The 24,217-nt window shown below is 62.7% G+C and carries 25 protein-coding genes; 10 read left to right on the top strand and 15 right to left on the bottom strand.

Annotation, left to right across the window (positions count from 1 at the left end; translation table 11 throughout):
• Nucleotides 1-78 precede the first annotated feature (78 nt).
• Complete coding sequence (locus tag HYI44_RS14295; protein WP_122838874.1) at nt 79-1,962, top strand: TonB-dependent receptor domain-containing protein; 1,884 nt, start codon at nt 79-81, stop codon at nt 1,960-1,962.
• 138 nt (nt 1,963-2,100) lie between these two features.
• Here HYI44_RS14295 and HYI44_RS14300 read toward each other — a convergent pair whose 3' ends face one another.
• From HYI44_RS14300 to nrdR, 12 genes are all read right to left on the bottom strand, one after another.
• Complete coding sequence (locus HYI44_RS14300) at nt 2,101-2,901, bottom strand: cobalamin-binding protein (protein ID WP_225569682.1); 801 nt, start codon at nt 2,899-2,901, stop codon at nt 2,101-2,103.
• Nucleotides 2,901-3,320: an MFS transporter gene (locus HYI44_RS14305; protein ID WP_122838872.1), complete on the bottom strand. Its 420-nt coding sequence runs from the start codon at nt 3,318-3,320 to the stop codon at nt 2,901-2,903. Before HYI44_RS14305 ends, HYI44_RS14300 begins: the two co-directional genes overlap by 1 nt.
• Nucleotides 3,317-3,934 (bottom strand): GTP cyclohydrolase II, encoded by a 618-nt coding sequence (gene ribA, locus HYI44_RS14310; RefSeq protein ID WP_045057501.1) that lies wholly within the window; start codon nt 3,932-3,934, stop codon nt 3,317-3,319. The genes HYI44_RS14305 and ribA overlap by 4 nt, the downstream gene beginning before the upstream one ends.
• Nucleotides 3,935-4,082: 148 nt before the next feature.
• Entirely contained in the window at nt 4,083-4,808 is a 726-nt protein-coding gene (locus tag HYI44_RS14315; RefSeq protein WP_122838871.1) for a substrate-binding periplasmic protein, read from the bottom strand.
• A 23-nt stretch (nt 4,809-4,831) separates the two neighbouring features.
• On the bottom strand, nt 4,832-5,335 hold the full coding sequence (locus HYI44_RS14320; protein WP_045057499.1) for a phosphatidylglycerophosphatase A: 504 nt from the start codon (nt 5,333-5,335) through the stop codon (nt 4,832-4,834).
• The gene (thiL, locus tag HYI44_RS14325; RefSeq protein WP_225569683.1) at nt 5,332-6,297 is read right to left on the bottom strand and encodes a thiamine-phosphate kinase; all 966 of its coding nucleotides are present in this window, start codon (nt 6,295-6,297) and stop codon (nt 5,332-5,334) included. Before thiL ends, HYI44_RS14320 begins: the two co-directional genes overlap by 4 nt.
• A gap of 18 nt (nt 6,298-6,315) precedes the next feature.
• Nucleotides 6,316-6,816 (bottom strand): transcription antitermination factor NusB, encoded by a 501-nt coding sequence (gene nusB, locus HYI44_RS14330; RefSeq protein WP_045057497.1) that lies wholly within the window; start codon nt 6,814-6,816, stop codon nt 6,316-6,318.
• The gene (gene ribE, locus HYI44_RS14335; RefSeq protein ID WP_003185938.1) at nt 6,813-7,289 is read right to left on the bottom strand and encodes a 6,7-dimethyl-8-ribityllumazine synthase; all 477 of its coding nucleotides are present in this window, start codon (nt 7,287-7,289) and stop codon (nt 6,813-6,815) included. Before ribE ends, nusB begins: the two co-directional genes overlap by 4 nt.
• A 91-nt stretch (nt 7,290-7,380) precedes the next feature.
• Nucleotides 7,381-8,472 (bottom strand): bifunctional 3,4-dihydroxy-2-butanone-4-phosphate synthase/GTP cyclohydrolase II, encoded by a 1,092-nt coding sequence (gene ribBA, locus HYI44_RS14340; protein ID WP_045057496.1) that lies wholly within the window; start codon nt 8,470-8,472, stop codon nt 7,381-7,383.
• Between the two features lie 30 nt (nt 8,473-8,502).
• Complete coding sequence (locus HYI44_RS14345; RefSeq protein ID WP_045057495.1) at nt 8,503-9,168, bottom strand: riboflavin synthase; 666 nt, start codon at nt 9,166-9,168, stop codon at nt 8,503-8,505.
• Nucleotides 9,169-9,214: 46 nt separating this feature from the next.
• Nucleotides 9,215-10,348: a bifunctional diaminohydroxyphosphoribosylaminopyrimidine deaminase/5-amino-6-(5-phosphoribosylamino)uracil reductase RibD gene (ribD, locus tag HYI44_RS14350; RefSeq protein WP_045057494.1), complete on the bottom strand. Its 1,134-nt coding sequence runs from the start codon at nt 10,346-10,348 to the stop codon at nt 9,215-9,217.
• Nucleotides 10,345-10,809 carry a transcriptional regulator NrdR gene (nrdR, locus tag HYI44_RS14355; protein ID WP_003228656.1) on the bottom strand — a complete coding sequence of 155 codons (465 nt, stop codon included), beginning with the start codon at nt 10,807-10,809 and terminating at the stop codon, nt 10,345-10,347. Before nrdR ends, ribD begins: the two co-directional genes overlap by 4 nt.
• A 128-nt stretch (nt 10,810-10,937) precedes the next feature.
• Between nrdR and HYI44_RS14360 the strand changes: the two genes are divergently transcribed.
• The 3 genes from HYI44_RS14360 to trxA all read left to right on the top strand — a co-directional run bounded on the left by HYI44_RS14360 (nt 10,938) and on the right by trxA (nt 13,100).
• Nucleotides 10,938-11,402: a YbaY family lipoprotein gene (locus tag HYI44_RS14360; protein ID WP_122839054.1), complete on the top strand. Its 465-nt coding sequence runs from the start codon at nt 10,938-10,940 to the stop codon at nt 11,400-11,402.
• Entirely contained in the window at nt 11,399-12,058 is a 660-nt protein-coding gene (locus HYI44_RS14365) for a class I SAM-dependent methyltransferase (RefSeq protein ID WP_225569684.1), read from the top strand. Before HYI44_RS14360 ends, HYI44_RS14365 begins: the two co-directional genes overlap by 4 nt.
• A gap of 169 nt (nt 12,059-12,227) precedes the next feature.
• The gene (gene trxA, locus HYI44_RS14370; protein WP_122838866.1) at nt 12,228-13,100 is read left to right on the top strand and encodes a thioredoxin; all 873 of its coding nucleotides are present in this window, start codon (nt 12,228-12,230) and stop codon (nt 13,098-13,100) included.
• Between the two features lie 96 nt (nt 13,101-13,196).
• Here trxA and HYI44_RS14375 read toward each other — a convergent pair whose 3' ends face one another.
• Nucleotides 13,197-13,541 (bottom strand): hypothetical protein, encoded by a 345-nt coding sequence (locus HYI44_RS14375; RefSeq protein WP_122838865.1) that lies wholly within the window; start codon nt 13,539-13,541, stop codon nt 13,197-13,199.
• Nucleotides 13,542-13,670: 129 nt separating this feature from the next.
• Here HYI44_RS14375 and HYI44_RS14380 point away from each other — a divergent pair, with 129 nt between their 5' ends.
• From HYI44_RS14380 to HYI44_RS14400, 5 genes are all read left to right on the top strand, one after another.
• Nucleotides 13,671-14,273: a DUF2796 domain-containing protein gene (locus tag HYI44_RS14380; protein WP_225569685.1), complete on the top strand. Its 603-nt coding sequence runs from the start codon at nt 13,671-13,673 to the stop codon at nt 14,271-14,273.
• A 137-nt stretch (nt 14,274-14,410) separates the two neighbouring features.
• Nucleotides 14,411-15,121 (top strand): ABC transporter ATP-binding protein, encoded by a 711-nt coding sequence (locus HYI44_RS14385; protein ID WP_045057489.1) that lies wholly within the window; start codon nt 14,411-14,413, stop codon nt 15,119-15,121.
• A 1-nt stretch (nt 15,122) separates the two neighbouring features.
• Nucleotides 15,123-16,388, top strand: coding sequence for an ABC transporter permease (locus HYI44_RS14390; RefSeq protein ID WP_225569686.1), 1,266 nt, complete (start codon nt 15,123-15,125; stop codon nt 16,386-16,388).
• A gap of 11 nt (nt 16,389-16,399) precedes the next feature.
• On the top strand, nt 16,400-16,918 hold the full coding sequence (locus tag HYI44_RS14395) for a DUF3299 domain-containing protein (protein WP_122838861.1): 519 nt from the start codon (nt 16,400-16,402) through the stop codon (nt 16,916-16,918).
• A gap of 247 nt (nt 16,919-17,165) precedes the next feature.
• On the top strand, nt 17,166-17,864 hold the full coding sequence (locus HYI44_RS14400; RefSeq protein ID WP_225569687.1) for an OmpW/AlkL family protein: 699 nt from the start codon (nt 17,166-17,168) through the stop codon (nt 17,862-17,864).
• A 93-nt stretch (nt 17,865-17,957) separates the two neighbouring features.
• Here the strand turns inward: HYI44_RS14400 and HYI44_RS14405 are convergent, their stop codons facing one another.
• Nucleotides 17,958-18,887, bottom strand: a complete 930-nt coding sequence (locus tag HYI44_RS14405; protein WP_225569688.1) for an NAD-dependent epimerase/dehydratase family protein — start codon at nt 18,885-18,887, stop codon at nt 17,958-17,960.
• Complete coding sequence (locus HYI44_RS14410) at nt 18,880-19,764, bottom strand: sugar nucleotide-binding protein (protein ID WP_122838858.1); 885 nt, start codon at nt 19,762-19,764, stop codon at nt 18,880-18,882. The genes HYI44_RS14405 and HYI44_RS14410 overlap by 8 nt, the downstream gene beginning before the upstream one ends.
• A 135-nt stretch (nt 19,765-19,899) precedes the next feature.
• Between HYI44_RS14410 and HYI44_RS14415 the strand changes: the two genes are divergently transcribed.
• Nucleotides 19,900-24,204 (top strand): DEAD/DEAH box helicase, encoded by a 4,305-nt coding sequence (locus tag HYI44_RS14415; RefSeq protein ID WP_225569689.1) that lies wholly within the window; start codon nt 19,900-19,902, stop codon nt 24,202-24,204.
• Nucleotides 24,205-24,217 lie beyond the last annotated feature (13 nt).

Genomic DNA, 24,217 nt, shown 5'->3' on the forward strand with positions numbered 1-24,217 from the left:
TCTGCCAAAACACAATCAAAAGATCGCAGCCTTCGGCAGCTCCTACAGGGCGTTGTGCCGCATCACCTCGGATCCTCCATGAAACTCTCCCCGCTCGCCCTGGCGCTGACCCTCCTGCCTGCCGGTCAACTGCTGGCCGACACCTTTGAACGCGACCAGGCCCTGAAGCTTCCCGACGTGCTGATCAGCGCCAACCGCCAGGTCGAAGCGCGCAACGACAGCAGCGCCGCCAACACTGTGTTCACCCGCGAAGATATCGACCGCCTGCAACCGGCCAGTGTCACCGACCTGCTGCGGCGCGTGCCGGGGGTACAGGTCGGACAAACCGGCGGGCGCGGCAGCCTGCCGGGGATCTACATTCGCGGCACCCGGTCGGCGCAGAGCCTGGTGCTGGTGGATGGCCAGCGCATCGGCAACTCGACTTCCGGCGACAGCAACCTGCAGCACATCAACATCGAGCAGGTTGAGCGAGTGGAGGTGTTGCGTGGCTCCCGGTCGGTGATTTACGGCAGCGATGCCATTGGCGGGGTGATCCAGATTTTCACCCGCCGCGGCGCCGAGCCGGGCCTGAAGGCGCGCATTCACGCCGGCTTTGGCAGCAATCAGACCTGGGAACGCAGCCTTGGCTTGTCTGGCGGTGACGAGAAAACCCGTTTCGACCTGGGGGCCAGTCTTGATGAGACCGCCGGCATCGATCGCACCCACGAGTCGTACCCCAGCGATGGCGACCATGATGAGTACCGTAACAAGTCGGTGAGCATGAGCCTCAGCCATGCGCTGACCGATGACATCGAAGTCGGCGCCAACCTGTTGGATAACCGCGGCAAAAGCGCGTTTGACAACCCGTTTGGCCGCTTCGACCTGGACACGTTTGAATCATTTCAACAGCAACCCTACAGCGACTTTGCCGTCAGCAGCTTCAGCAGCTACGTCGATGCCCGGGTCAACGACCGCTGGAAAACCCGGGTCGAACTGGGGCACAGCGAGAACCGCGAGAAGACGCTCGACAAGCTCAGCGACGAGCGCAGCGTCTTCAATACCTACCGCGATTCGGTGAACTGGCAGAACGACCTGACGCTCAACGACCGCAACAGCCTGATCCTTGGGGGCGACTGGTATGAAGACCGGATCAACAGCAGCACGCCGTTCGATCAAGACAGTCGCTGGAACCGTGCTGCGTTCATTCAGCACCGCTACCAGGCGGAGAGTTTTTCCACGGAGCTGGGCTTGCGCCGGGACCAGAACCAGCAGTTTGGCGGCCAGAACAGTTGGAGTGGCACTTTTACCTTGCCGCTGAATCCGGACAATGACCTGTTGCTGAGCTACAGCGAAGGTTTCCGCGCACCGACCTTCAACGACCTGTATTACCCGGATTTCAGCAACCCGGATCTCAAGCCGGAAACCTCGAAGAGCTACGAACTGCAGTGGCGCAGCCAGTTAAGCGACACCAGTCGCCTGGAGGCGTCGCTGTATCGCACCGACCTGGAAGACGCGATCATTTTCGGCAGCAATTCACGCCCGCAGAACGTCGCATCGGCGCGCATCAACGGCTTCGAGGCTGCGTTGAAGCAGGAGCTGTTCGGCTGGCAAGGCAACCTGGGCGTAGCGATCATTGATCCGCAGGATCGCGACACCGGCCATACCCTGGCCCGCCGCGCTCGACGCACCCTGAGCCTGGACCTGGATCGACAGTTTGACCGGCTGGGCGTCGGCGCCAGCTGGCAGGCCGTGAGCAGCAGTTACGACGACGAGACCAACCAGCAGCCCTTAGGCGGTTATGCGCTGCTGGGATTGCGCAGCAGCTGGGAGTTGAATCGCGAGATCAGGCTTGAACTGAAGGTGGATAACCTGCTGGACAAGGGTTACAGCCGGGTGCTGTACAGCTATGACGGGAGTCAATACGGGTATCGCGAGGAAGGCCGGGCGTGGATGTTCGGGGTGAGCTGGACGCCGGAGCTCTGACCCAGAGCTCTGACCCAACGTTGCCTGGACTGGCCTCGTCGCGGGCAAGCCGAACCGTCGAACCGCCGCTCCCAAAGGTTTCAGGTAATGCACAAAACCTGTGGGAGCGTGGTTTGCCCGCGATGCAGGCGACTCGGTTTAGCGGTCCGGCGCAATTAACCGACACAATGCGGCCGTCGCCTCGACCATCTGCCCGCTAGGCCGCTCCAGCCCCTTATCCACCACGCGCAACAACCGCCCGTGCGCCACGGCCGCGACCTGGGGCCAGGCCCTCCATGCCTCAAGCTGTGCCTGATCCCCGGCCAGAATGACCTCGGGATTGCGCTGCAGCACCGCCTCCACGCTCACCTGCGGCGCCGGCAGCTGCAGGTCGGCAAACACATTGCGCGCCCCACACACCTCAAGAGCATCACTGATGATCTGCCCGCCACCCACGGTATACAGCGGTCGATCCCAGACCTGATAAAACACCCGCAACGGTTCATCCCTTCGGTATCGCTGACGCAGCTCAGCCAGGCGAGCCCGCAGACTTGCAGCCAGCGCCAGACCCCGCTCCGGTCGCCCGAGCTGGCGAGCTATCGCTTCGATCTGTGCCGCAAGTTGTTGCAGGTCATGCGGTTCGGCAACATAAGTGGGGATATTAAGGCGCTTGAGCTGTTCGCGCTGGGCCGGGCCGACGCTGCCGGGCCATAACAACAGCAAATCCGGCTTGAGACTGAGCAGGCGCTCCATGTCCAGCTGGCCGTAGCGGCCGACCGAAGCCAGTTGATCAAGTGCAGCGGGGCGCTCGCCGGCATCCAGAACGCCCACGAGGAGATCTGCGCAATTCAACTCAACGACGATTTCAGTCAGGGATGGCGCCAGGCTGACAACCCGCTCGACCGCCGCAGCGTTGCCGCTCACGGCCAGCAGCAGCACCGCCAGCCAATTACGCCACATCAGCCAAGCTGACGCGGGATGCGGTAGAGGTAGAACAACACGGCGGTCGACAGCGCCAGCAGAAACAGCGGCACCGCTTCCAGCCCCACAAACACCGCCAGGGCGCCGATCCAGGCAGGCAAACCGGCGACCAGGAACGCCGTGCGTCGCTTGGCGGCCAGGGCGATCCAGGCGGCGGGCTCCTCAGGGGTATCGAGGGCTTTTTGCGTGGCGATCAGCGCGTGCTTGTAGGCACCGAAGAATTTCAGGCTGACAAACATCGAGGCCACGCCAGCAATGAACAAAGGCATCGCCAACACCGGCAGGATGGGCTCCATTTGGCCGAACACGCCGTTGATCACGAACAATGGCACCAGCGCCAGCGCCAGGTATTGCCACCAGTTGACGGACAGTCGCCGCCGCACCTGACCTCGGGTCACGCTCGATCCGCCTCGCCCTGATGCTCGTTGCCCATCATGTGGTCGAGCTTGCTGGCCTTGGTGGCCAGGTACAGTTTGTTGTGAGGGTTATGCCCGGTGTGCAGCGGCACGCGCTCGGCGACCACGATGCCCATGTCGGTCAAGGCTTTGACCTTGCGTGGGTTGTTGGTCATCAGGCGCAGGGATTTCACTCCCAGATGTTCCAGCATCGGCAGGCACATGGCGTAGTCACGCTGGTCAGCGGCGAAGCCCAGGCGCTCGTTGGCTTCGACGGTGTCGGCGCCCCCGTCCTGCAATTCATAGGCCCGGATCTTGTTCAACAGGCCAATGCCGCGACCTTCCTGGCGCAGGTACAGCAACACGCCACGGCCTTCACGGGCGATGGCCTGCAAGGCTGCCTCAAGCTGCGAACCACAGTCGCAGCGCTGACTGAACAAGGCATCGCCGGTCAGGCATTCGGAATGCAAGCGACCCAGTACCGGGGCACCGTCATCGAACTCACCCAGGCTCAGGACTACGTGCTCGCGCCCGTTCTCTTCGTCGAGAAAGCCGTGCATGGTGAATTGCGCAAAAGGCGTTGGCAGCTTGGAAGCGGCGACAAAAACGACAGGCACCGGTGTGCTCCTGATCTATAGGTACTGGAGATTCGCAGACGCGGCATTGTAACAGCAGGTTCCAGCGGACGCTTAGGCTGAATTATGGGGCATAACAATCAAAATGTTTGATCAACGGTCGTGCGATCAGCCCCGTAGGAGCTGGACGTTAGAAGGGGTAGGGTTGCTTCCAGCGTTCGAAGATCGGCTTCAACTGGCCGTTCTTCACCAGCACTTCCATGCGCTGATCAAACAACGCCATCAGCCCGCGCGCCCTGGGGTTGTCGGCAAAGCACAGGTACAACGGCAACTCGGCGACATGGGTACGGCGAAACTGCGCAGGATCCTTGGCCCGGCTGACCACGTAATCCACCTCGGTGAGGGCATCGATGTAGTAGTCGGCACGGTTGTGCAGCAGCATCGACAGGATGCCTGTGCGCCGGACCACTTCGTTGTAGCGGCTGATATTGGGCAGGTAGAGTTGATACTGGTAGCCACGCACCCAGGCCAGCCGGTAGTTGCCCAGGGTATCGAGGGTAGGCGCGGGATTACTGGCCAGCCCCAAGGCATAGATGTGATCGGTGTCGTAGCTCCACCTTGGATAAAGCAGGTCGCTGACTTCGTCACGATAGCCGCCGACACAGGCATCCACTTCACCGCGCTGGGCCAGGCCGATGGAGCGGGTATAGGGTTCGGTACGGATATCCAGCTTGACGCCCGCCGGCTCGAACACTTCGCGCAAGACGTCCCAGGCCAGGCCATGGCCATCGGCAGCGGTATAGTCTTCCCACTCTTCGCTGGCCAGATGAATCACCGAGGGTGGCGCCAGGTCACCCGCTTGCACCCACGAGCACAGCATCGCCAAAATCATTACCGCCAAACCACGCCGAGCCATTCCCTGTCCCCCTGGTCAGTCCCTCAAGCCAATAACCACACCAACCCCTGCATCGCCAGCCAGGCAAATACACCGGCCAGTACGTCATCAAGCATGATCCCGACGCCGCCATGCACGTGCCGGTCGATCCAGCGAATCGGCCACGGCTTGAGAATGTCGAAGAAGCGGAACACCAGGAAGCCCGCCAGTAACCAGTACCAGCCCTCCGGCACCAGCCACAGGGTGATCCACATTCCGACCATCTCGTCCCAGACGATACCTTCGTGGTCGTGCACGCGTAAATCATCGGCCACCTTGCCGCACAGCCAAAAGCCGAACAGCATGGTGATGCCCAGCATCAGCCAGTAACCCCAATCGGGCAGCATCTGCCATAAGGGAATGAAGGGTAGCGCAACTAATGACCCCCAGGTGCCCGGTGCCTTTGGCAAGGTGCCCGAGCCAAAGCCGAACGCCAGGAAATGCCATGGATTGCGCCAGACCGACGGCGGTACGAATTCCGCCGGAACCTGCTTGGGATGATCTGTCACGTTGTCTCCCGAAAATGTTGGTAGCCCCGGGTTTGCGGGGTGATGTCTCGTCCGTCGGCATCCAGCAGGGTCACGCCCTGACCACTGACTACACGTCCGACCACATGGATCGGCCAGCCGTCGGCCAACAGGCCGGGCAACTCGACGGACGGTAGGGTAAAGGCCAGCACGTAATCGTCGCCACCGCTCAAGGCCGCCTCTTGCGCGCCCGCCTGGCCGAGGAAGGCCACCAGGGGCGCAGAGACCGGCAGCTTACTCTGCTCGACCTGAACGCCTACCTTCGAGGCGAGCGCCAGGTGCCCGCAGTCCGCCAGCAGGCCGTCGGAGATATCCAGCGCCGAGGTCGCCTTGCCCCGTAGCGCTCGACCCAGGGCCAGCTGAGGCTGCGGCGACCAGTAATGTGCCAGCAACGGATCGGCAATCGACGGTTCGGCCGTTCGCTGGCCGAGTACCAGCGGCAAGGCCCCGGCAGCGTTGCCCAGCTCACCGCCAACGCACACCAGGTCACCTGGCTGCGCGCCGCTTCGCACCAGGGCCTGACCGCTGGGCACTCGGCCAAACACGGTCATGGTCAGGCTCAGCGGTCCGCGGGTGGTATCCCCGCCCACCAGCGCCACGCCGCAGCCCTGGGCCATGAGGTTCAACCCACGGGCATAGCTTTGCAGCCAATCGGCAGTCACCGTCGGCAAGGTCAGGGCAAGGGTAAAGGCAACCGGCGTGGCGCCCATGGCGGCCAGATCACTCACAGCCACCGCCAGCGAACGCTGGCCGAGCAGAAAAGGGTCGCAAGGATCTGCGAAATGCACACCTGCAACCAGGGTGTCGGTGGAAATGGCCAGCTGCTCCCCGGGGGGAACAGCCAGCAAGGCACAATCGTCGCCGATTCCCAGAGCAACGCCTTCGCCGCCTCGCGCACAAGGCGCGGCGGCGAAGAAATTGCGGATCAGCTCAAACTCGCCCATAGCGATACCAAACGCCGGTTAGCGCTTGAACGCCTTCACTTCAGCTTCACGCAGACGCGGAGCCAGCTTGTCGAGTACGCCGTTGACGAACTTGTGGCCGTCGGTGGAACCGAAGACTTTCGCCAGCTCGATACCTTCGTTGATCACAACGCGGTACGGCACGTCGACGCGCTCGAGCAGCTCCCAGGTGGACAGGCGCAGCACGGCCAGTTCAACCGGGTCCAGCTCTTCGATGGTGATGTCCAGGCATGGCGCCAGTGCGGCGTCGATGCGGTCTCTTTGTGCCGGAACGCCGTGCAGGATTTCACGGAAGTAGGCACCGTCGACATCACTGAAATCGTTATCGACCCGGAACTGCGCTTCGATCTCGTTCAGCGACTGCCTGGCCATGTGCCATTGGTACAGCGCCTGGGTCGCGAGCTGACGGGCTTCGCGACGCTTTACGCTTTTCGATGGCTTGCCGGCATCCGCAGGCTTTGGATCGCGCGGGTTGAAACGATCGCTTTCGTCGCTAATCACTTGGCCTCCAACTGCGCCAGCAGGCTGACCATTTCCAGGGCGGACAGGGCAGCTTCAGCACCTTTGTTACCGGCCTTGGTGCCGGAACGCTCGATGGCTTGTTCGATGGAATCAACGGTCAGGACGCCGAAAGCGACCGGTACGCCGAACTCCATGGACACCTGGGCCAGGCCCTTGGTGCATTCGCCAGCGACGTATTCGAAATGCGGGGTACCGCCACGAATGACTGCGCCCAGTGCGATGATTGCAGCGTACTCGCCCTTCTGGGCGACTTTCTGTGCAACCAGCGGAATTTCGAAGGCGCCAGGAGCGCGGATGATGGTGATGTCGCTTTCGCTCACGCCATGGCGAACCAGGGCATCAACTGCACCGCTGACCAGGCTTTCAACGACAAAGCTGTTGAAACGGCCGACTACCAGAGCGTAGCGGCCTTTAGGGGCGATGAAGGTACCTTCGATGGTCTTCAGGGTCATTCGTTAGATCTCTTAAAGAGCCGGGACGCGTTTTCTACGCGTCCCTCAGTGATGTGTTAACCGCGAATCAAGGACTGGAAACAACCGGTCTTTATTCGGAGGGCACGTATTCTACAACTTCCAGATCGAAACCGGATATCGCATTAAATTTCATTGGCGCACTCATCAGGCGCATTTTGCGCACGCCAAGGTCCCGAAGGATCTGCGAACCGGCACCGACGATGCTGTAGGTGGTCGGTTTTTTCACAGGTGTCTGGTCCGCCGTCTCGCGGATGTGCGCCAGCAAAACATCGCCATCGAGCGGATGACCGAGCAGCAGCACCACCCCGCTGCCGGCCTCGGCAACCGCCGCCATCGCAGCGCGCAGGCTCCAGCGGCCCGGTTGCTTGACCATCAGCAGGTCACGCAGCGGGTCCATGTTATGCACCCGAACCAGCGTCGGCTCGTCGGCGCACACGGTGCCCAGGGTCAGCGCCATGTGCACGTCGCCTTCCACGGAATCACGATAGGTCACCAGGTTGAATTGGCCCAGTTCGCTGTCCAGCGGCTGCTCGGCAATCCGCTGAACGGTACGTTCGTGGATCATCCGGTAGTGGATCAGGTCGGCGATGGTACCGATCTTGATGTTGTGTTCGGCAGCGAAGGCTTCCAGCTCGGCGCGACGGGACATGGTGCCGTCATCGTTCATCACTTCGCAGATCACCCCGCTCGGCTCGAAACCGGCCATGCGCGCCAGATCACACGCCGCCTCGGTGTGGCCAGCACGGGCCAGGGTGCCACCGGCCTGGGCCATCAGCGGGAAGATGTGGCCGGGGCTGACAATGTCTTCAGCCCTGGCGTCTTTCGCTGCAGCCGCCTGCACGGTGCGAGCACGGTCTGCGGCAGAGATGCCGGTGGTCACGCCGGTGGCCGCTTCGATGGACACGGTGAACTTGGTGCCAAAACCGGAACCGTTGCGCGGGGCCATCAAGGGCAGCTTCAACAGTTCGCAGCGTTCGCGGCTCATCGGCATGCAGATGAGGCCGCGAGCGTGCTTGGCCATGAAGTTGATGTGTTCTGGCTGGCAGCACTCGGCGGCCATGATCAGGTCGCCTTCGTTCTCGCGGTCTTCGTCATCCATCAGGATGACCATCTTGCCTTGGCGGATGTCTTCAACCAGTTCTTCGATGCTATTGAGCGCCACAAGGCACCCCCCTTCTTTCGAAATTAGAGCTCAGGATTTGAGGTAGCCGTTTTGGGCCAGGAAGCTTTCAGTAATGGTGCTGCCGGCGGCTGGCTCCGCGGCCTTGTCGCCCAGCAGCAAGCGCTCCAGGTAACGGGCCAGCAAGTCCACTTCCAGGTTCACCCGGCGACCTGGCTGATACGACGCCATGATGGTTTCGCTCAGGGTGTGGGGGATGATCGTCAGCATGAACTCGGCGCCATCGACCGCGTTCACGGTCAGGCTGGTGCCGTCGACGGTGATCGAGCCTTTATGGGCGATGTACTTGGCCAGCTCCTTCGGGGCGCGGATGCGAAACTCCACGGCACGGGCATTTTCGGTGCGTGCAACCACTTCGCCGACGCCGTCGACGTGACCGCTGACCAGATGACCGCCAAGGCGGGTGGTCGGGGTCAGGGCTTTTTCCAGATTGACCGGGCTGCCGCTTTTGAGGTCGTTCATGGCGGTGCAGTCGAGTGTTTCGCGACTGACGTCGGCGGCAAAACCATTGCCTGGCAATTCAACCGCGGTCAGGCACACGCCATTGACCGCGATGCTGTCACCCAGCTTGACGTCGCTCAGATCGAGCTTGCCGGTTTCTACGTGAACCCGTACATCTCCGCCTTTTGGGGTCAATGCACGAATACTGCCGATGGATTCGATGATGCCGGTAAACATGGAGTCCTCCTCGAGAACGGGCCAGCGCTGTGGCGATGGCCGGAAATTATACGCTCGCTGCTGGCACAGGAATGGCAGTGACCCGCCAGTCATCGCCAACCGCACGAATTTCGGTGATTTTGAGTGCTGGCGCGTCTTTCATCTGCGCCAGTGGCCAATCCAGCAGGGGGCGTGCCGAGGAACCAAGGAACTTGCCAGCGATGAAAATCTGGAACTCGTCCACCAGCCCTTGTTGCGCGAAAGCACCGGCCAGACGCGGCCCCGCTTCGACCAGCACTTCGTTGACCCCGCGGGCAGCCAGCTCGACCAGCAGCTTGCGCAGGTCGACCAAGCCATCCTCGCCCGCAACGATCAAGCACTCCGGGCCATTGGCATATTGCTCTTCGATCGCCATGCACGTAGCGACCAGCGCCGGGCCGGCCTTGAAGAACGGCGCGTCCAGCGGCACTCGCAGCCGCCCGTCGATCAACACGCGCAACGGCGGCCGGCTCATGGCCAGCGCGGTTTGCTCGGCATCCAGGCCCAGCTCATCGGCGCGCACGGTCAAGCGGGCATTATCGGCCAGCACCGTGTCGGCGCCAGTCAGCACCACGCTGGCCTGTGCACGCAGGCGTTGTACCGCCGAACGCGCTGCCGGGCCGGTAATCCATTGGCTTTCGCCGCTTTCCATCGCCGTGCGACCGTCGAGGCTCATCGCCAGCTTGACCCGCACGAACGGCAAGCCGTGTTCCATGCGTTTGAGAAAGCCTTCGTTGAGCTTGCGCGCCTCGCCTTCGAGCACGCCGCTTTCAGTGGCAATACCGGCTTGAGACAGACGCTGCATGCCGCGACCGGCAACCGCCGGGTTCGGGTCCTGCATGGCCGCAACGACCCTGGCCAGGCCTGCATGCACCAGCGCATCGGCGCAGGGCGGCGTACGGCCGTGGTGGCTGCACGGTTCGAGCGTGACGTAGGCGGTGGCGCCTCGGGCCTTGTCGCCTGCGGCGCGCAAGGCGTGGACTTCTGCGTGAGGCTCGCCGGTGCGTTCGTGCCAGCCTTCGCCGACAATTTGCCCGTCGCGCACGATCACACAGCCGACCCGCGGGTTGGGGTGGGTGGTGTAGTGACCTTTGCGCGCCAGTTCAAGAGCGCGGGCCATGTAGTGGGCGTCGAGGACGGTTTGCTCTGCGGATGTGCTCATTCTTTCACCGGCTCACGGGCCAGGCGATCGATCTCTTCACGGAACTCATTAAGGTCCTGGAAGCGTCGATACACGGAGGCGAAACGAATGTAGGCGACTTCGTCGAGCTTTTGCAGCTCGGCCATCACCAGTTCACCGACAACGAGAGACTTGACCTCACGTTCGCCGGTGGCTCGCAATTTGTGTTTGATGTGCACCAGCGACGATTCGAGGCGTTCGACACTCACCGGACGCTTTTCGAGGGCACGCTGCATGCCGGCGCGGAGTTTTTCTTCGTCGAACGGCTGACGACTGCCGTCGGTTTTGATCAGGCGCGGCAACACCAGTTCAGCCGTCTCGAACGTCGTGAAACGTTCGCCGCAGGCCAGGCATTCACGCCGGCGGCGCACCTGTTCGCCCTCGGCGACCAGACGCGAGTCGATGACCTTGGTGTCGTTGGCACCGCAGAAGGGACAGTGCATGGTGGCAGGCAACAAAAAAAGGGAGGGCCATGGTAGCGCATCCCCGTCGCAAGACAAGCCATAGGGTTTGCGGTATACAGACTGGCTATATCGAACGATCCATGGATTTCACCCTGCTGGAGCCGCAAATGCCACTAAAACCGCTCGTTTTACTCAGCCTTCTCAGCCTGCTGGTGGCCTGCGGCACTGATGCGCCCAAGCCGCAACCGCCGACCCCGGGCCCCGCACCGCAACAGGCGCAGAAGAAAGCCCGGGAGTCGGCCCAGCTTGGTCCACTGCCCGCTTACCAGCGCGAACTGAGCGGCACGCTGCAAGGCGTGCCGGCCGGCGCCGAAGTCGAACTGGCTTTGCTGGTAATCGACGACAAGGACCGCCCGCAGCAGTTGCTCGCCAGTTCCAGCCTGATTGGTACCAATCAGGTCCTGCCGTTCCACCTGCGGTTCAATCCGGAATCCTTTCCGGCGGGCCAGCGGGTTGAACTGCGTGGCCGCGCCAGCCAGTCGGGGCAGCTGATTCTGCATCTGCCGTCGCAGGTCATTACCCAACCGACGACCCAGGCCATGGGTCAGCTGCAATTCGTCAAAGCACCATGACTGCACCGCTCGACCTGCAGCAGTCGCTGGGGCAATTGCTGGGTGATGCGCAGCTGGTGCCTGTCGCGTTGCCCGGAACACAGCTAAAGCTCTGGCTGATCGACGGCGACAACATGGACCGCGCCTTCAGCCCGGAGGAAACCCGGCGGATCCTGCATGAGCCGCCGTACTGGAGTTTCTGCTGGGCCAGTGGCCTGGCGGTGGCACGCTACCTCGCCGAACACCCGCAGTGGGTCGCCGGCAAACGGGTGCTGGACTTCGGCGCCGGCTCCGGGGTGGCGGGCATTGCTGCGGTCAAGGCCGGCGCTCTGGAAGTGGTGGCCTGCGATCTCGACCCGCTGGCGATCGCAGCGTGCCGGGCGAATGCCGAGCTCAATGCTGTGCAACTTGCCTACTCGACAGATTTCTTCGCCGAAGCAGACCGGTTCGACCTGATCCTGGTGGCCGACGTCCTGTACGACCGGGCGAACCTGCCGTTACTCGATCAATTCCTGAGTCGCGGGCGCGAGGCGCTGGTGGCGGATTCGCGGGTGAGGGATTTTCGCCATCCGCTGTATAGGCGCATCGAGATGCTGGAGGCGATGACCTTGCCGGATCTGGCCGAACCGGAAGAGTTTCGGCATGTGAGTCTCTACCACGCGCGGCGCCCTGGCTGACGCCATCGCCAGCAGGCTGGCTCCCACAGTTGACCGCATTCCATGGTGGGAGCCAGCCTGCTGGCGAAGCGTCAGATCAGGCGATACAACTCTCCCGGTCACACCCCGCTTCCGGCCACCCCCCGCCAAGCCTTATAGTGGCCCCATTCACGCTTTTACGAGATCCCCCATGAGTCAGGAAACGCCGTACATCTTCGACGCCACCACCGCCGATTTCGACCAGTCGGTGATCGAGAACTCATTCCACAAACCCGTCCTGGTGGATTTCTGGGCCGAATGGTGCGCGCCTTGCAAAGTGCTGATGCCGATGCTGCAGACCATCGCCGAGAGCTATCAGGGCGAGCTGTTGCTGGCCAAGGTCAATTGCGATCTGGAGCAGGACATCGTCGCCCGCTTTGGCATTCGCAGCCTGCCGACCGTGGTGCTGTTCAAGGACGGCCAGCCGGTCGACGGCTTTGCCGGCGCGCAGCCGGAGTCAGCCGTACGCACCATGCTCGAGCCGCATGTGCAGATGCCACCGCCGGCCGCCGCCGATCCGTTCGAACAGGCTCAGGCGTTGTTCGACGACAGCCGCTTCGCCGATGCCGAAGCCGTGCTCAAGGTGCTGCTGGGTGAAGACAATACCAACGCCAAGGCGCTGATTCTCTACGCCCGCTGCCTGACTGAGCGCGGCGAGCTGGCTGATGCGCAATCGGTACTCGACTCGGTCAAGAGCGACGAACACAAGGCCGCCCTGGCCGGTGCCAAGGCGCAGATCCAGTTCCTCGGCCAGGCCAAGGACCTGCCGGATGCCGCAGACCTGAAGGCGCGCCTGGCGAAGAACCCTCTGGACGATGAGGCCGTCTATCAACTGGCCGTCCAGCAATTGGCCCGTCAGCAATACGATGCGGCGCTGGACGGATTGCTCAAGCTGTTCATCCGCAATCGCAGCTACAACGAAGGCCTGCCGCACAAGACCTTGTTGCAAGTCTTCGAGCTGCTGGGCAACGATCACCCGCTGGTGACCACGTACCGTCGCAAGTTGTTTGCTGCTCTTTATTAAAAGAGCAAAAGATCGCCGCCTTGTTTCACTCGATAGCGCCTACGGGGTGCACGTGACTCCTTGCAGGGGCGGTCGAGCGAAGGGAGGCGGCGATCTTCAATCGACCCAGCTGTAAATCGGCGTATCTGCGCCGCTGACCACCTTCACGTCCGCACAATGGCGCAAGCGCACCAGCAAGCGCTTGCCCGCTGCCGCGCTGCCAGTCAGCCCTTCCAGCTGCTCGAGCAAATCCGGCCCGCTCAACTGCCCGGCCTGGCGCAACAGATCCTTGGCGACCTGCCACAGCGCATCGTCCTGGGTGACCGGTTTCGCCACAGGCGTCGCGCTGGCGTCAGCCGGAGCGACCTGCAACTGCGCGCCAAGCCGCGCCCAATCCGCGTCGTCCATCTCCAATGTCAAATCCACCGGCCAGGCGCCGATGCTTCCGCGTATACGCAACATGAGTCTGCTCCCGCCTTTTTCTTCTGCGCATGCTCCCACGGGACTTGTGCAACGCCAAGCAGGCAGTCAAACTCTGTACACGTTATAAGATCACATAACATTTCGTCACCTTCCGCCCGGAGAGTCCCCATGCGTCGTCTGTTGCTCGCTTTGCCATTCGCCCTGTTGCCGCTGGCCGATGCTTACGCCGCTCAAGCCCATGAACATGATCACGACCATGAACATAACGAAGAGCATGGCAGCCTGGAGGCCCATGAGCATGGCGTCGGCCGCTTGAACGCGGCGCTGGACGGTCAGACACTGGAGCTGGAACTGCAAAGCCCGGCAATGAACCTGGTGGGTTTCGAACACCAGGCCACCACCGATGCCGACAAAGCCAGGGTCGCCGCTGCCCGGGCCCAGCTGGAAAAGCCCCTGTCCCTGTTCAGCCTGCCGACCGCTGCCGGCTGCGTGGCAACCAGTCAAGAGCTGGAAAGCCCGCTGTTCGGTGACAAACCGGACGCCAATGATGATCACGAAGCGGCGTCCAAGGGCGAGCATCACCACGATCACAGCGAAATTCACGCCCATTACCACTTCACCTGTTCGACACCGGCAGCGCTGAAGTCCCTGGACCTGGCGAATATCTTCAATGCCTTCCCGGCCACCCAGAAAATTCAGGTACAACTGATCGGCCCTAGTGGCCAGCAGGGCGTTGAAGTGACGGCCAAGGCGGCTGCCCTGAAATTCTGAATCCACCCTGAGTCCTGTAGGCACTGACGAGTGCAACGAGGCTGCGATCTTTTGATCTTGCTTTGAAAAAGCAAAAGATCGCAGCCTCGTTGCACTCGGCAGCTCCTACGGGGGCGTTCACTTACGAAACCGGTGTTATGACTCAACCTCTCATCGAACTGTCCAACCTGGGCTTCAGCTGGCCCGGTCATCCGCCCTTGCTCGACATCCCGGCGTTTCGCCTGGAAGCCGGCGAGAGCCTGTTTCTCAAGGGGCCCAGTGGCAGCGGCAAGACCACTCTGCTGGGGCTGCTCGGCGGCGTGCAGAAGCCAGATCGCGGCAGCATCCGCCTGCTTGGCCAGGAGCTGACCGAGCTGTCCGCCGGTGCGCGCGACACGTTTCGCGTCGATCACACCGGCTACATTTTCCAGCAGTTCAACCTGCTGCCATTCCTCTCGGTGCGCGAGAACGTCGAGTTGCCCTGCCATTTCTCCAGGTTGCGCGCCGAACGGGCTATCCAGCGTCACGGCAGCGTCGACCAGGCTGCCGTCACCCTGCTTGCCCACTTGGGCCTGAAAGATCAGAACCTGTTGAGCCGACGCGCCGACTCCCTTTCCATCGGTCAGCAACAGCGAGTAGCCGCCGCCCGAGCGCTGATCGGCCAGCCTGAACTGGTGATCGCCGACGAGCCGACTTCGGCGCTGGACTACGACGCCCGGGAAAACTTCATCCGCCTGCTGTTTGCCGAATGCCGCGAAGCTGGATCGAGCCTGTTGTTCGTCAGCCACGACCAGAGCCTGGCGCCGCTGTTCGACCGCCATCTGTCCCTGGCCGAACTCAACCGCGCCGCCACGTCCGAAGAGGTTTGAGATGTATCTGTTTCGTCTAGCCATGGCCAGCCTGGCTAATCGTCGCTTTACTGCGATCCTGACTGCATTCGCCATCGCCTTGTCGGTCTGCCTGCTGCTGGCCGTGGAACGCGTTCGTACCGAAGCCAAGGCCAGTTTCGCCAGCACCATCAGTGGCACCGACCTCATCGTCGGCGCACGCTCCGGTTCGGTGAATCTGCTGCTGTACTCGGTGTTTCGCATCGGCAATGCCACCAACAACATCCGCTGGGACAGCTTCGAGCACTTCGCCAACAACCCGAAAGTGAAGTGGGCCATCCCGATGTCCCTCGGCGACTCCCATCGCGGATACCGGGTGATGGGCACCACCGAGGCGTATTTCGAGCACTATCAATACGCACGCCAGCAGCACCTGGAACTGGTCGACGGTCGCCCATTCGCCACCGATCCGTTCGAAGTGGTGCTCGGCGCCGAGGTGGCCGATGCGCTGCACTACAAACTCGGCGACAAACTGGTCCTGGCCCACGGCGTCGCGGTGATCAGCCTGGTCAAGCACGACGACAAGCCATTCACCGTGGTCGGCATCCTCAAACGCACGGGTACGCCCGTGGACCGCACGCTGCACATCAGCCTGGGTGGCATGGAAGCGATTCACGTGGACTGGCACGACGGCGTACCGGCCCGGGGTAATGGGCGCGTCAGTGCCGATCAGGCACGCAACATGGACCTGACGCCGCAAGCGATCACCGCCTTCATGCTGGGCCTGAACAGCAAGATTTCCACCTTCGCCCTGCAGCGTGAGATCAATGAATTTCGCGGCGAGCCGATGCTTGCCATCCTGCCCGGCGTCGCCCTGCAGGAATTGTGGAGCCTGATGAGCACGGCGGAAAAAGCCTTGTTCGTGGTGTCGCTGTTCGTGGTGCTGACCGGGTTGATCGGCATGCTCACGGCGATTCTCACCAGCCTCAACGAACGCCGGCGGGAGATGGCGATTCTGCGTTCGGTCGGCGCTCGTCCGTGGCATATCGCCTCGTTGCTGGTGCTGGAGGCGTTTGCCCTGGCGTTGTCCGGGGTGATTGCCGGCGTGGCCCTGTTGTACGTGTGTATCGCAGGCGCCCAGGGTTATGTGCAGGCCAACTACGGGTTGTATTTACCGTTGGCGTGGCCAAGTGAATATGAATGGACGCTGCTCGGTGGCATCCTGTGCGCTGCGTTACTGATGGGCAGCGTGCCGGCCTGGCGTGCGTATCGCCAATCCCTTGCCGATGGCCTGTCGATCCGTTTATGAGGAAGTCGAAGATGCCCCGCGTCCTGCTCGCGCTGTTGATGCTGTTCGCCCTGCCGCTGTGGGCAGCCGAGCCCAAGGATCTGACCTGGTCGGAAATGATCCCCCCGGACGCAGCACCGGAAGTGCCGAACATGACGCCGCTGCATGACCTGTCGCAGATGAGCAGTGCGCTGTCGGCCGAATCGGCACCAGCGGCGAAGCAGGACATGCCCAATGCCCCCGTGGTGCAGGGACTCGACGGCCAGAACATTCGCCTGCCGGGGTATATCGTGCCACTGGAAGTGAGTGAGGAAGGGCGCACCACGGAGTTTCTGCTGGTGCCGTATTTCGGCGCCTGCATCCACGTACCGCCACCGCCGTCGAACCAGATCGTGCATGTGAAAAGCGAGTTGGGCGTGAAGCTGGACGAGCTGTATCAGCCTTACTGGATCGAGGGTGCGATGCAGGTGAAGGCGTCAACCAGCGAACTGGCGGATGCGGGGTATCAGATGGAGGCGGACAAGATTTATGCGTATGAGCTGCCGGAGTGAACCCCGGTCATTTTAGGCTGTTTGTAATGGCCCCATCGCTGGCAAGCCAGCTCCCACAGTGATCGAGTCGTTCACACTATTTGTATCACCGACGGAACCTGTGGGAGCTGGCTTGCCAGCGATGGGGCCCGCAAAGGTTCCACGAAAAACCACCCCTTCGCTGTTTCATTGAGCTGAGTCAACAGAGCAGATTGTTAGCCGCCTTACCATTGGACATCGAAAACTTTTAACGTCCTTTGGAGCCCTCATGCACAAGTCCGCGCTCTGCGCTTCGCTGTTTGCCCTCGCGCTCGCAGCCCCGCTCGCCCATGCCCACGACGCTGGCGATATCATCGTTCGCGCTGGCGCTATCACCGTCAACCCGAAAGCCGACAGCTCCAGCGTCAAGGTCGACCAGGGCCCACTGGCCGGGGCCGACCTGGGTGGCAAGGCGACCATGAGCAGCGACACGCAGCTGGGCTTGAACTTCGCGTACATGATCGACAGCCACTGGGGTATCGAATTGCTCGCCGCCTCCCCGTTCGAGCACGACGTGAAGATCAAAGGCACCGCCCTGGGCGCGGCCAACGGCAAACTCGGTTCGCTCAAACACCTGCCGCCGACCCTGAGCGTGGTGTACTACCCGCTGGATCACAAGTCGCTATTCCAGCCGTATGTGGGTGCCGGCATCAACTACACCTGGATCTACGACGAACACGTGGGCAGTGAAGCCAGCGCCAACGGTTTCAGCAACTTCAAGGCGGAAAACTCCTGGGGCATGGCGTTCCAGGTGGGTGCCGACTACATGATCACCGACAACATCATGCTCAACGCGCAGGTGCGCTACATCGACATCGACACCACCGCCACTGTGGAAAACAACGTAGTGGCACCGGGCACCCGGGCCAAGGTCGACGTGGATGTGGATCCGTTCATCTACATGGTTGGCCTGGGTTACAAGTTCTAAACCGCTTGGGTTGGAACGCTTTCGCGAGCAAGGTCAACACCATCCAGAAACGATAAAGGCGCCTTTGAGGCGCCTTTATCATTGCGGCAGGACTCAGCGCCCCAACAACCGCGCCAACCCCACGCTCATCGGCGTCTGCTCAGGGTAGGTAAACCGCTCCAGCAGCCGTCGATTGTTCGCCCGTGAATGACGAATATCTCCGGAGCGCGCCGGTCCGTAGCTCACCGGCGGCAACTGACCCACGACCACTTCCAGCGCCTGCAGCATCTGCTTGAGTGTAGTCGCCTGGTTCCAGCCAACATTGATCGCGCCCACCTCGACCTGCGGCTTCTCGATGGCCTGCACCAGCAGGTCGACGAGGTCTTCAACGTAAACAAAATCCCGAGTCTGCTCGCCATCGCCAAACACGGTGATCGGCAGGCCTTTGTGCGCCCGCTCGCTGAAGATGCTGATCACCCCGGAGTACGGCGAGGACGGATCCTGGCGCGGGCCGTAGATGTTGAAGAAACGGAAGACCACCGGTTCCAGGCCATGCTGTCGCCGATAGAAGTCAAAATAATGCTCGCTGGCCAGTTTGTCCGAGGCATAGGGCGTCAACGGCGATTTGGGCGTTTCTTCGTCGATCGACTCGCCTTCACCGTTGTTGCCGTAGACCGCCGCGCTGGAGGCAAACAACACGCGTTTGACTCCGGCCTGGCGCATGGCTTCGCACACATTCAACGAAGCTACGAAATTACTCTGGTGGGTTCTGACCGGATCATCCACCGAGGCCTGGACCGAAGCGACCGCCGCCAGGTGTGCCACGGCGCTGCAGCCGACCATCGTACGCGCCACCAGCGCTGCATCGGCGACATCACCGAGAATCAGCTCGACCTTGGGGTTGTCCAGCGGCAGGTTGCTGCGCTTGCCGGTGGACAGGTCGTCGAGAATGCGCACCGAATGGCCCTTGGCGAGCAAGGCATCGGTCAGGTGCGAGCCGATGAAACCGGCACCGCCGGTGATGAGAATTGGGCCGTCAGCCATGGCGATAGAACCTGTCCAGTAGGCTCGGGAGTGCCGCGCGCCAGGCACGCGGCTTAATCCCGAACGTGTGCAGAATTTTCTTACAGGCCAGCACTGCATGCTGCGGCTCGTCGGCAGCGTCAGGGCGCGCGGCGTGAGCCTGGGCGGTGGGTGCTTCGATGGCCAGCGGGTGCAGGTTGCGCGCTTCGGTCAGGATAGCCTGCCCCAGTGCCAGCGGCGTAGTGGCCTCATGTCCTGCGTAATGGTAGGTGCCCCACAGCGGCGCTGCACAATCAAGTTGCTTGAGCACCGAAATAATCACCCGGGCGGCATCGTCGACCGGCGTCGGATTGCCTCGGCGATCATCAGCCATCAGCAGTTCTTCAGGCTGCTCGGCACGAGCCAGGAAACGCCCCAGGGCCCCATCGGCGCTGTCATCGAGCAGCCAGCCGAAGCGCAGCAGCACATGCTGCGGGCAAGTGGCCCGCACGCTTTGCTCGATGCGCCACAGGGCCTGACCACGCAGGCCCAAGGGCACCGGCTCGTCTTTTTCGCTGTAGGCCGTCGCGCGGGAACCGTCGAACACCCGATAGCTCGACGGTTGCAGCAGGACGATATTGTGGTGCTGGCACAATTCGGCCAGGCGCTCGACTGCGCGCTCCTGCCCGGCCAGACGCTGTTCGCTCACTGCCTCGGCCTGGAACCAGTCGAAGTAGTACGCAAGGTTGATTAGCGCGTCCGGGCGGGTGTCGTCGAGCAATTGCGTCAGGCTCGCGGCATCCCAGCCGTCTTGCGGCGGGCGGGGGGCGAGGAAACCGATGTCTTCCTCCGCACCGAGGCGAATCAGCGCCTGCCCAAGGGCATTTCCGCCGCCCAGTAACATAAGGCGCATTCGCATAGAGTCAGCAGGCCCAGTCTGATTGGAACGATGGCTGTTAGACAGCACCCGGGGTGATGTCATTGATAATTGCCGGAATCGTTGCATTTTGCGGGTTTAGTACGCAACCGTCACCCGTAAAGTGTAAATTGCCGTATGAACTTGCCAATCCCTCCGGACGCTGCCCTGGCGGGCTTCCACCCTGCGGTCAGTGCCTGGTTCCGTAACACGTTCGCGACGGTGACTGCCGCCCAGGCCCGGGCGTGGCCGCTGATTCGCCAGCGCCGTTCGACCTTGATCGCGGCGCCCACCGGCTCGGGTAAGACCCTCACCGCTTTTCTGGCGGTGATCGATGACCTGGTGCATCGAGGGTTGGAGACCCCAGGCGGTTTGCCTGACGAAACCCTGGTGGTCTACGTTTCGCCGCTCAAGGCGCTGTCCAACGATATCCGGATCAACCTGCAAAACCCGCTGGCCGGTATCACCGAACAGCTGCAGCTCATGGGGCTGCCGGCCTTGCAGATCACCACTGCCGTACGCACCGGCGATACCGCGCAAAAAGACCGTGCGGCAATGCGCAGGAGCCCGCCGCATATTCTGGTCACCACCCCGGAATCCCTTTATGTGCTGCTGGGTTCAGACTCGGGCCGGCAGATGCTGGGCTCCACGCGTACAGTGATCGTCGATGAAATTCACGCCATCGCCGCCAGCAAGCGCGGCAGCCATCTGGCCCTGAGCCTTGAGCGTCTGCAGGCCCTGTGTAGCGAGCCGCTGACGCGTATCGGCCTGTCGGCCACGCAGAAACCCATCGAGGCGGTGTCACGCTACCTGGCAGGGCGTGATCGCCCCTGTGAAATCATCGACATCGGCCATGCCCGTCCGCGGGACCTGGGCATCGAAGTGCCGCCAGTGCCGTTGTCGGCGGTGATGGCCAACGACGTCTGGCAACTGGTCTATGACCGCCTCGCGGCCCTCGCCCGCGAGCACCGCACCACCTTGATCTTCGTCAACACCCGACGCCTCGCCGAACGCCTCAGCCGCCACTTGAGCGAACGCCTGGGCAAGGATGCGGTAGCTGCGCACCATGGCAGCCTGGCCAAGGAGTTTCGCCTGGATGCCGAGCAACGTCTCAAGCGCGGCGAGCTGCAAGTGCTGATCGCCACCGCTTCTCTGGAATTGGGGATTGATATCGGCGACGTCGACCTGGTCTGCCAGATTGCCTCGCCGCGTTCGATCGCCGGTTTTCTGCAACGGGTTGGCCGCTCCGGGCACCAGGTCGGCGGCACACCCAAGGGTCGCCTGTTCGCCACCACCCGCGATGACCTGATCGAATGCACCGCCCTGCTCGACTGTGTACGCCGGGGTGAACTCGATACCCTGCACATTCCCAAGGCGCCGCTGGATGTGCTGGCGCAGCAGATCATCGCCGAGGTCAGTTGCCGGGAATGGCAGGAACAGGCACTGCTGGACCTGTTCCGCCAAGCGTCGCCCTACGCCGAACTCGACGAAAAGCATTACCAGGCATTGCTGCAAATGCTCGCCGAAGGCTACAACTCAAGCCAGGGCATGCGCAGTGCCTACCTGCACCGCGACGCTCTGACCCGCACATTACGCGGTCGCCGAGGCAGCAAGCTGACTGCGGTCACCAGCGGCGGGACGATTCCCGACAATGCCGACTACAGCGTGTTGCTCGAACCCCAGGCGCTGAACATCGGCAGCGTCAACGAAGACTTCGCGGTCGAGAGCATCGCCGGCGACGTCTTCCAGCTGGGCAATACGTCCTATCGAATCCTGCGGGTCGAGGCCGGCAAGGTCCGGGTTGAAGATGCCCAGGGCCAGCCGCCGACCATCCCGTTCTGGCTCGGCGAGGCGCCAGGGCGCAGTGCCGAATTGTCATTCGCGGTGGCTCGCCTGCAAGCCCGACTCGACGACCTGCTGGGTGCCACACCCGGCAACCTGCAACCGGCCCTGGACTGGCTGACCGACACCCTTGGCCTGAACCTCGCCAGCGCCGAACAGCTGGTGGACTACCTGGCCCGTGCACGCCTGGCCCTGGGCGCACTGCCGTCCCAGGTCACGCTGCTGATGGAGCGGTTCTTCGACGAGTCCGGCGGCACCCAGCTGATCATTCACACGCCCTTTGGCAGTCGGATCAATCGTGCCTGGGGCATGGCACTGCGCAAGCGGTTCTGCCGTACGTTCAACTTCGAGTTGCAGGCCGCCGCCAGCGAGGACGCCATCGTCCTTTCTCTATCCAGCAGCCACAGTTTCGAACTCGATGAAGTCTGGCGCTACCTGCACAGCAACAGCGCCGAGCACCTGCTGATTCAAGCCGTTCTCGAGGCGCCGCTGTTTGGTGTGCGCTGGCGCTGGAATGCCGGAGTCGCGCTGGCATTGCCGCGCTACACCGGCGGGCGCAAGGTCGCGCCACAGATCCAGCGCATGAAAAGCGAAGACCTGATCGCCAGCGTGTTTCCCGACCAGATTGCCTGCGTGGAAAATCTCGCCGGTGAACGTGAAGTGCCCGAACACCCGCTAGTGGAGCAGACCCTCGACGACTGCCTGCATGAGGCCATGGACAGCGAAGGCTGGCTCAACCTGTTGCGGCGCATGGAGCGTGGCGAGGTGCGCCTGATCAGCCGCGACCTGCCTGCGCCCTCGCCCTTGGCGGCGGAAATCCTCAGTGCGCGGCCCTACAGTTTTCTCGACGATGCGCCGCTGGAAGAACGCCGCACCCAGGCGGTGCTCAATCGACGCTGGACCGAGGCGCAATCCACCGACGATCTTGGCGCCCTCGACGCCGACGCGATTCAGGCCGTGCGTGAGCAAGCCTGGCCGGCGCCCACCCGCATCGATGAGATGCATGAGGCGCTGATGAGTCTTGCCTGTATCACTGAAGAGGAAGCCCAGGCCAACCCGCAGTGGTCAGAATGGTTGAATGCACTGGCCGAAGGCGGCCGGGCCAGCCGGATCGGCGATTCGCTGTGGTTCGCGCTGGAGCGCCTGACCTGTGTGCAGGCGATTTATCCACAGGCGTCCGTGCAGCCGCCGATGGTCGCATTGCCCGGGTTCGATGAAGCCTGGGACCGCGATGACGCCGTGCTGGAAGTGGTGCGGGCACGCCTGGGCGCGTTCGGCCCGCTGCCCTTGTCGGCGATTGCCGGCCCCCTCGGCCTGCCCGCCACTGAGGTCACCGGGGCGCTGGCGCACCTTGAGCGGGAAGGCTATGTTCTGCGCGGGCATTTTTCCAGCGGCGCCTGCGAGGAAGAATGGTGCGAACGCCATCTTCTGGCGCGAATCCATCGCTACACGGTCAAGCGTCTGCGCCGGGAAATCGAGCCGGTGGCTTTGCAGGATTTCATGCGATTCCTGTTTGACTGGCAACACCTGTCCCCCCCCGCTCAAGGCCAGGGCAGCGCCGTGTTGTCAGCGATTGTCGGTCAGTTTGAAGGCTACCCCGCCGCCGCTTCCGCCTGGGACAGTGACCTGCTGCCGGCACGCATCAAGGGTTATTCGCCGAGTTGGCTGGATGATCTGTGTCGCAGTGGCAAGTGGGTGTGGACGCGCCTGACAACACGCGGCAAGGGCGCCAGCACGGCGTTGCGCAGCACGCCGATCCTGTTGTTGCCGCGCACCCGCGTCGGGTTGTGGAGCAGCCTCGCAGAGCAGACGCCAATAGAGCAACTGTCGCCCAAGGCGCGCAAGGTCCACGACGCCCTCAGCCAACACGGCGCGTTGTTTTTTGATGAGCTGATTCATGAGGCCCATCTTCTGCGCGCCGAGCTGGAAATCGCCCTGCAGGAATTGGTGGGCGCAGGCCTGGTGAACGCCGACAGCTTTGCCGGCCTGCGGGCGCTGATCGCTCCGGCCAGCAGACGCCAGGCTCGCAGCAGCCGGCGCGGGCGCGGGGCTTTTATTGGCGGCATGGATGATGCCGGGCGCTGGGCGTTGCTGAAGCGAGGGTTGGCCGCGCCGGTTGTGGATAACAAACGTCCGGCGCCGACACCCGTCGACACCCTGGAACACATTGCCATGACGCTGCTTCGACGCTACGGGGTGGTGTTCTGGCGCTTGCTGGAACGAGAGGCAGACTGGTTGCCAGGGTGGCGTGAGTTGCTGCGCACTTTTCATCGACTGGAGGCTCGCGGGGAGATTCGCGGTGGACGGTTCGTCAGCGGATTGGCCGGGGAACAGTTCGCCCTGCCCGAGGCCATACCCTTGTTGCGCGAGGTACGCCGACGGCCGCATGACGGGAGCCTGGTGGCGGTGTGCGGGGTTGACCCGCTGAACCTCGCCGGCACCCTGTTACCCGGCGCGAAGGTGCCGGCACTGGCGAGCAATCGGCTGGTGTATCGCGACGGGGTGCCGGCTGCTGCGGTGATTGCGGGCAAACAGCAGATCTGGCTGGAGCTGGATCCCCAGGCGGGTGCTGAGGTACGGAGCAGGTTGATCCAGCATTGAGGCTGGCTGCGCT

Origin of the sequence: Pseudomonas sp. Y24-6 (assembly GCF_020295325.1) — a bacterium.
Taxonomy (GTDB): Bacteria; Pseudomonadota; Gammaproteobacteria; order Pseudomonadales; family Pseudomonadaceae; genus Aquipseudomonas; species Aquipseudomonas gregormendelii.

Coding starts and splice junctions, on each gene's coding strand:
- HYI44_RS14295 (WP_122838874.1), top strand. CDS start 79: ATGAAACTCTCCCCGCTCGCCCTGGCGCTGACCCTCCTGCCTGCCGGT.
- HYI44_RS14300 (WP_225569682.1), bottom strand. CDS start 2,901: ATGTGGCGTAATTGGCTGGCGGTGCTGCTGCTGGCCGTGAGCGGCAAC.
- HYI44_RS14315 (WP_122838871.1), bottom strand. CDS start 4,808: ATGGCTCGGCGTGGTTTGGCGGTAATGATTTTGGCGATGCTGTGCTCG.
- thiL (WP_225569683.1), bottom strand. CDS start 6,297: ATGGGCGAGTTTGAGCTGATCCGCAATTTCTTCGCCGCCGCGCCTTGT.
- ribE (WP_003185938.1), bottom strand. CDS start 7,289: ATGACCCTGAAGACCATCGAAGGTACCTTCATCGCCCCTAAAGGCCGC.
- HYI44_RS14345 (WP_045057495.1), bottom strand. CDS start 9,168: ATGTTTACCGGCATCATCGAATCCATCGGCAGTATTCGTGCATTGACC.
- ribD (WP_045057494.1), bottom strand. CDS start 10,348: ATGAGCACATCCGCAGAGCAAACCGTCCTCGACGCCCACTACATGGCC.
- nrdR (WP_003228656.1), bottom strand. CDS start 10,809: ATGCACTGTCCCTTCTGCGGTGCCAACGACACCAAGGTCATCGACTCG.
- HYI44_RS14360 (WP_122839054.1), top strand. CDS start 10,938: ATGCCACTAAAACCGCTCGTTTTACTCAGCCTTCTCAGCCTGCTGGTG.
- HYI44_RS14365 (WP_225569684.1), top strand. CDS start 11,399: ATGACTGCACCGCTCGACCTGCAGCAGTCGCTGGGGCAATTGCTGGGT.
- trxA (WP_122838866.1), top strand. CDS start 12,228: ATGAGTCAGGAAACGCCGTACATCTTCGACGCCACCACCGCCGATTTC.
- HYI44_RS14375 (WP_122838865.1), bottom strand. CDS start 13,541: ATGTTGCGTATACGCGGAAGCATCGGCGCCTGGCCGGTGGATTTGACA.
- HYI44_RS14380 (WP_225569685.1), top strand. CDS start 13,671: ATGCGTCGTCTGTTGCTCGCTTTGCCATTCGCCCTGTTGCCGCTGGCC.
- HYI44_RS14385 (WP_045057489.1), top strand. CDS start 14,411: ATGACTCAACCTCTCATCGAACTGTCCAACCTGGGCTTCAGCTGGCCC.
- HYI44_RS14390 (WP_225569686.1), top strand. CDS start 15,123: ATGTATCTGTTTCGTCTAGCCATGGCCAGCCTGGCTAATCGTCGCTTT.
- HYI44_RS14395 (WP_122838861.1), top strand. CDS start 16,400: ATGCCCCGCGTCCTGCTCGCGCTGTTGATGCTGTTCGCCCTGCCGCTG.
- HYI44_RS14400 (WP_225569687.1), top strand. CDS start 17,166: ATGCACAAGTCCGCGCTCTGCGCTTCGCTGTTTGCCCTCGCGCTCGCA.
- HYI44_RS14405 (WP_225569688.1), bottom strand. CDS start 18,887: ATGGCTGACGGCCCAATTCTCATCACCGGCGGTGCCGGTTTCATCGGC.
- HYI44_RS14410 (WP_122838858.1), bottom strand. CDS start 19,764: ATGCGAATGCGCCTTATGTTACTGGGCGGCGGAAATGCCCTTGGGCAG.
- HYI44_RS14415 (WP_225569689.1), top strand. CDS start 19,900: ATGAACTTGCCAATCCCTCCGGACGCTGCCCTGGCGGGCTTCCACCCT.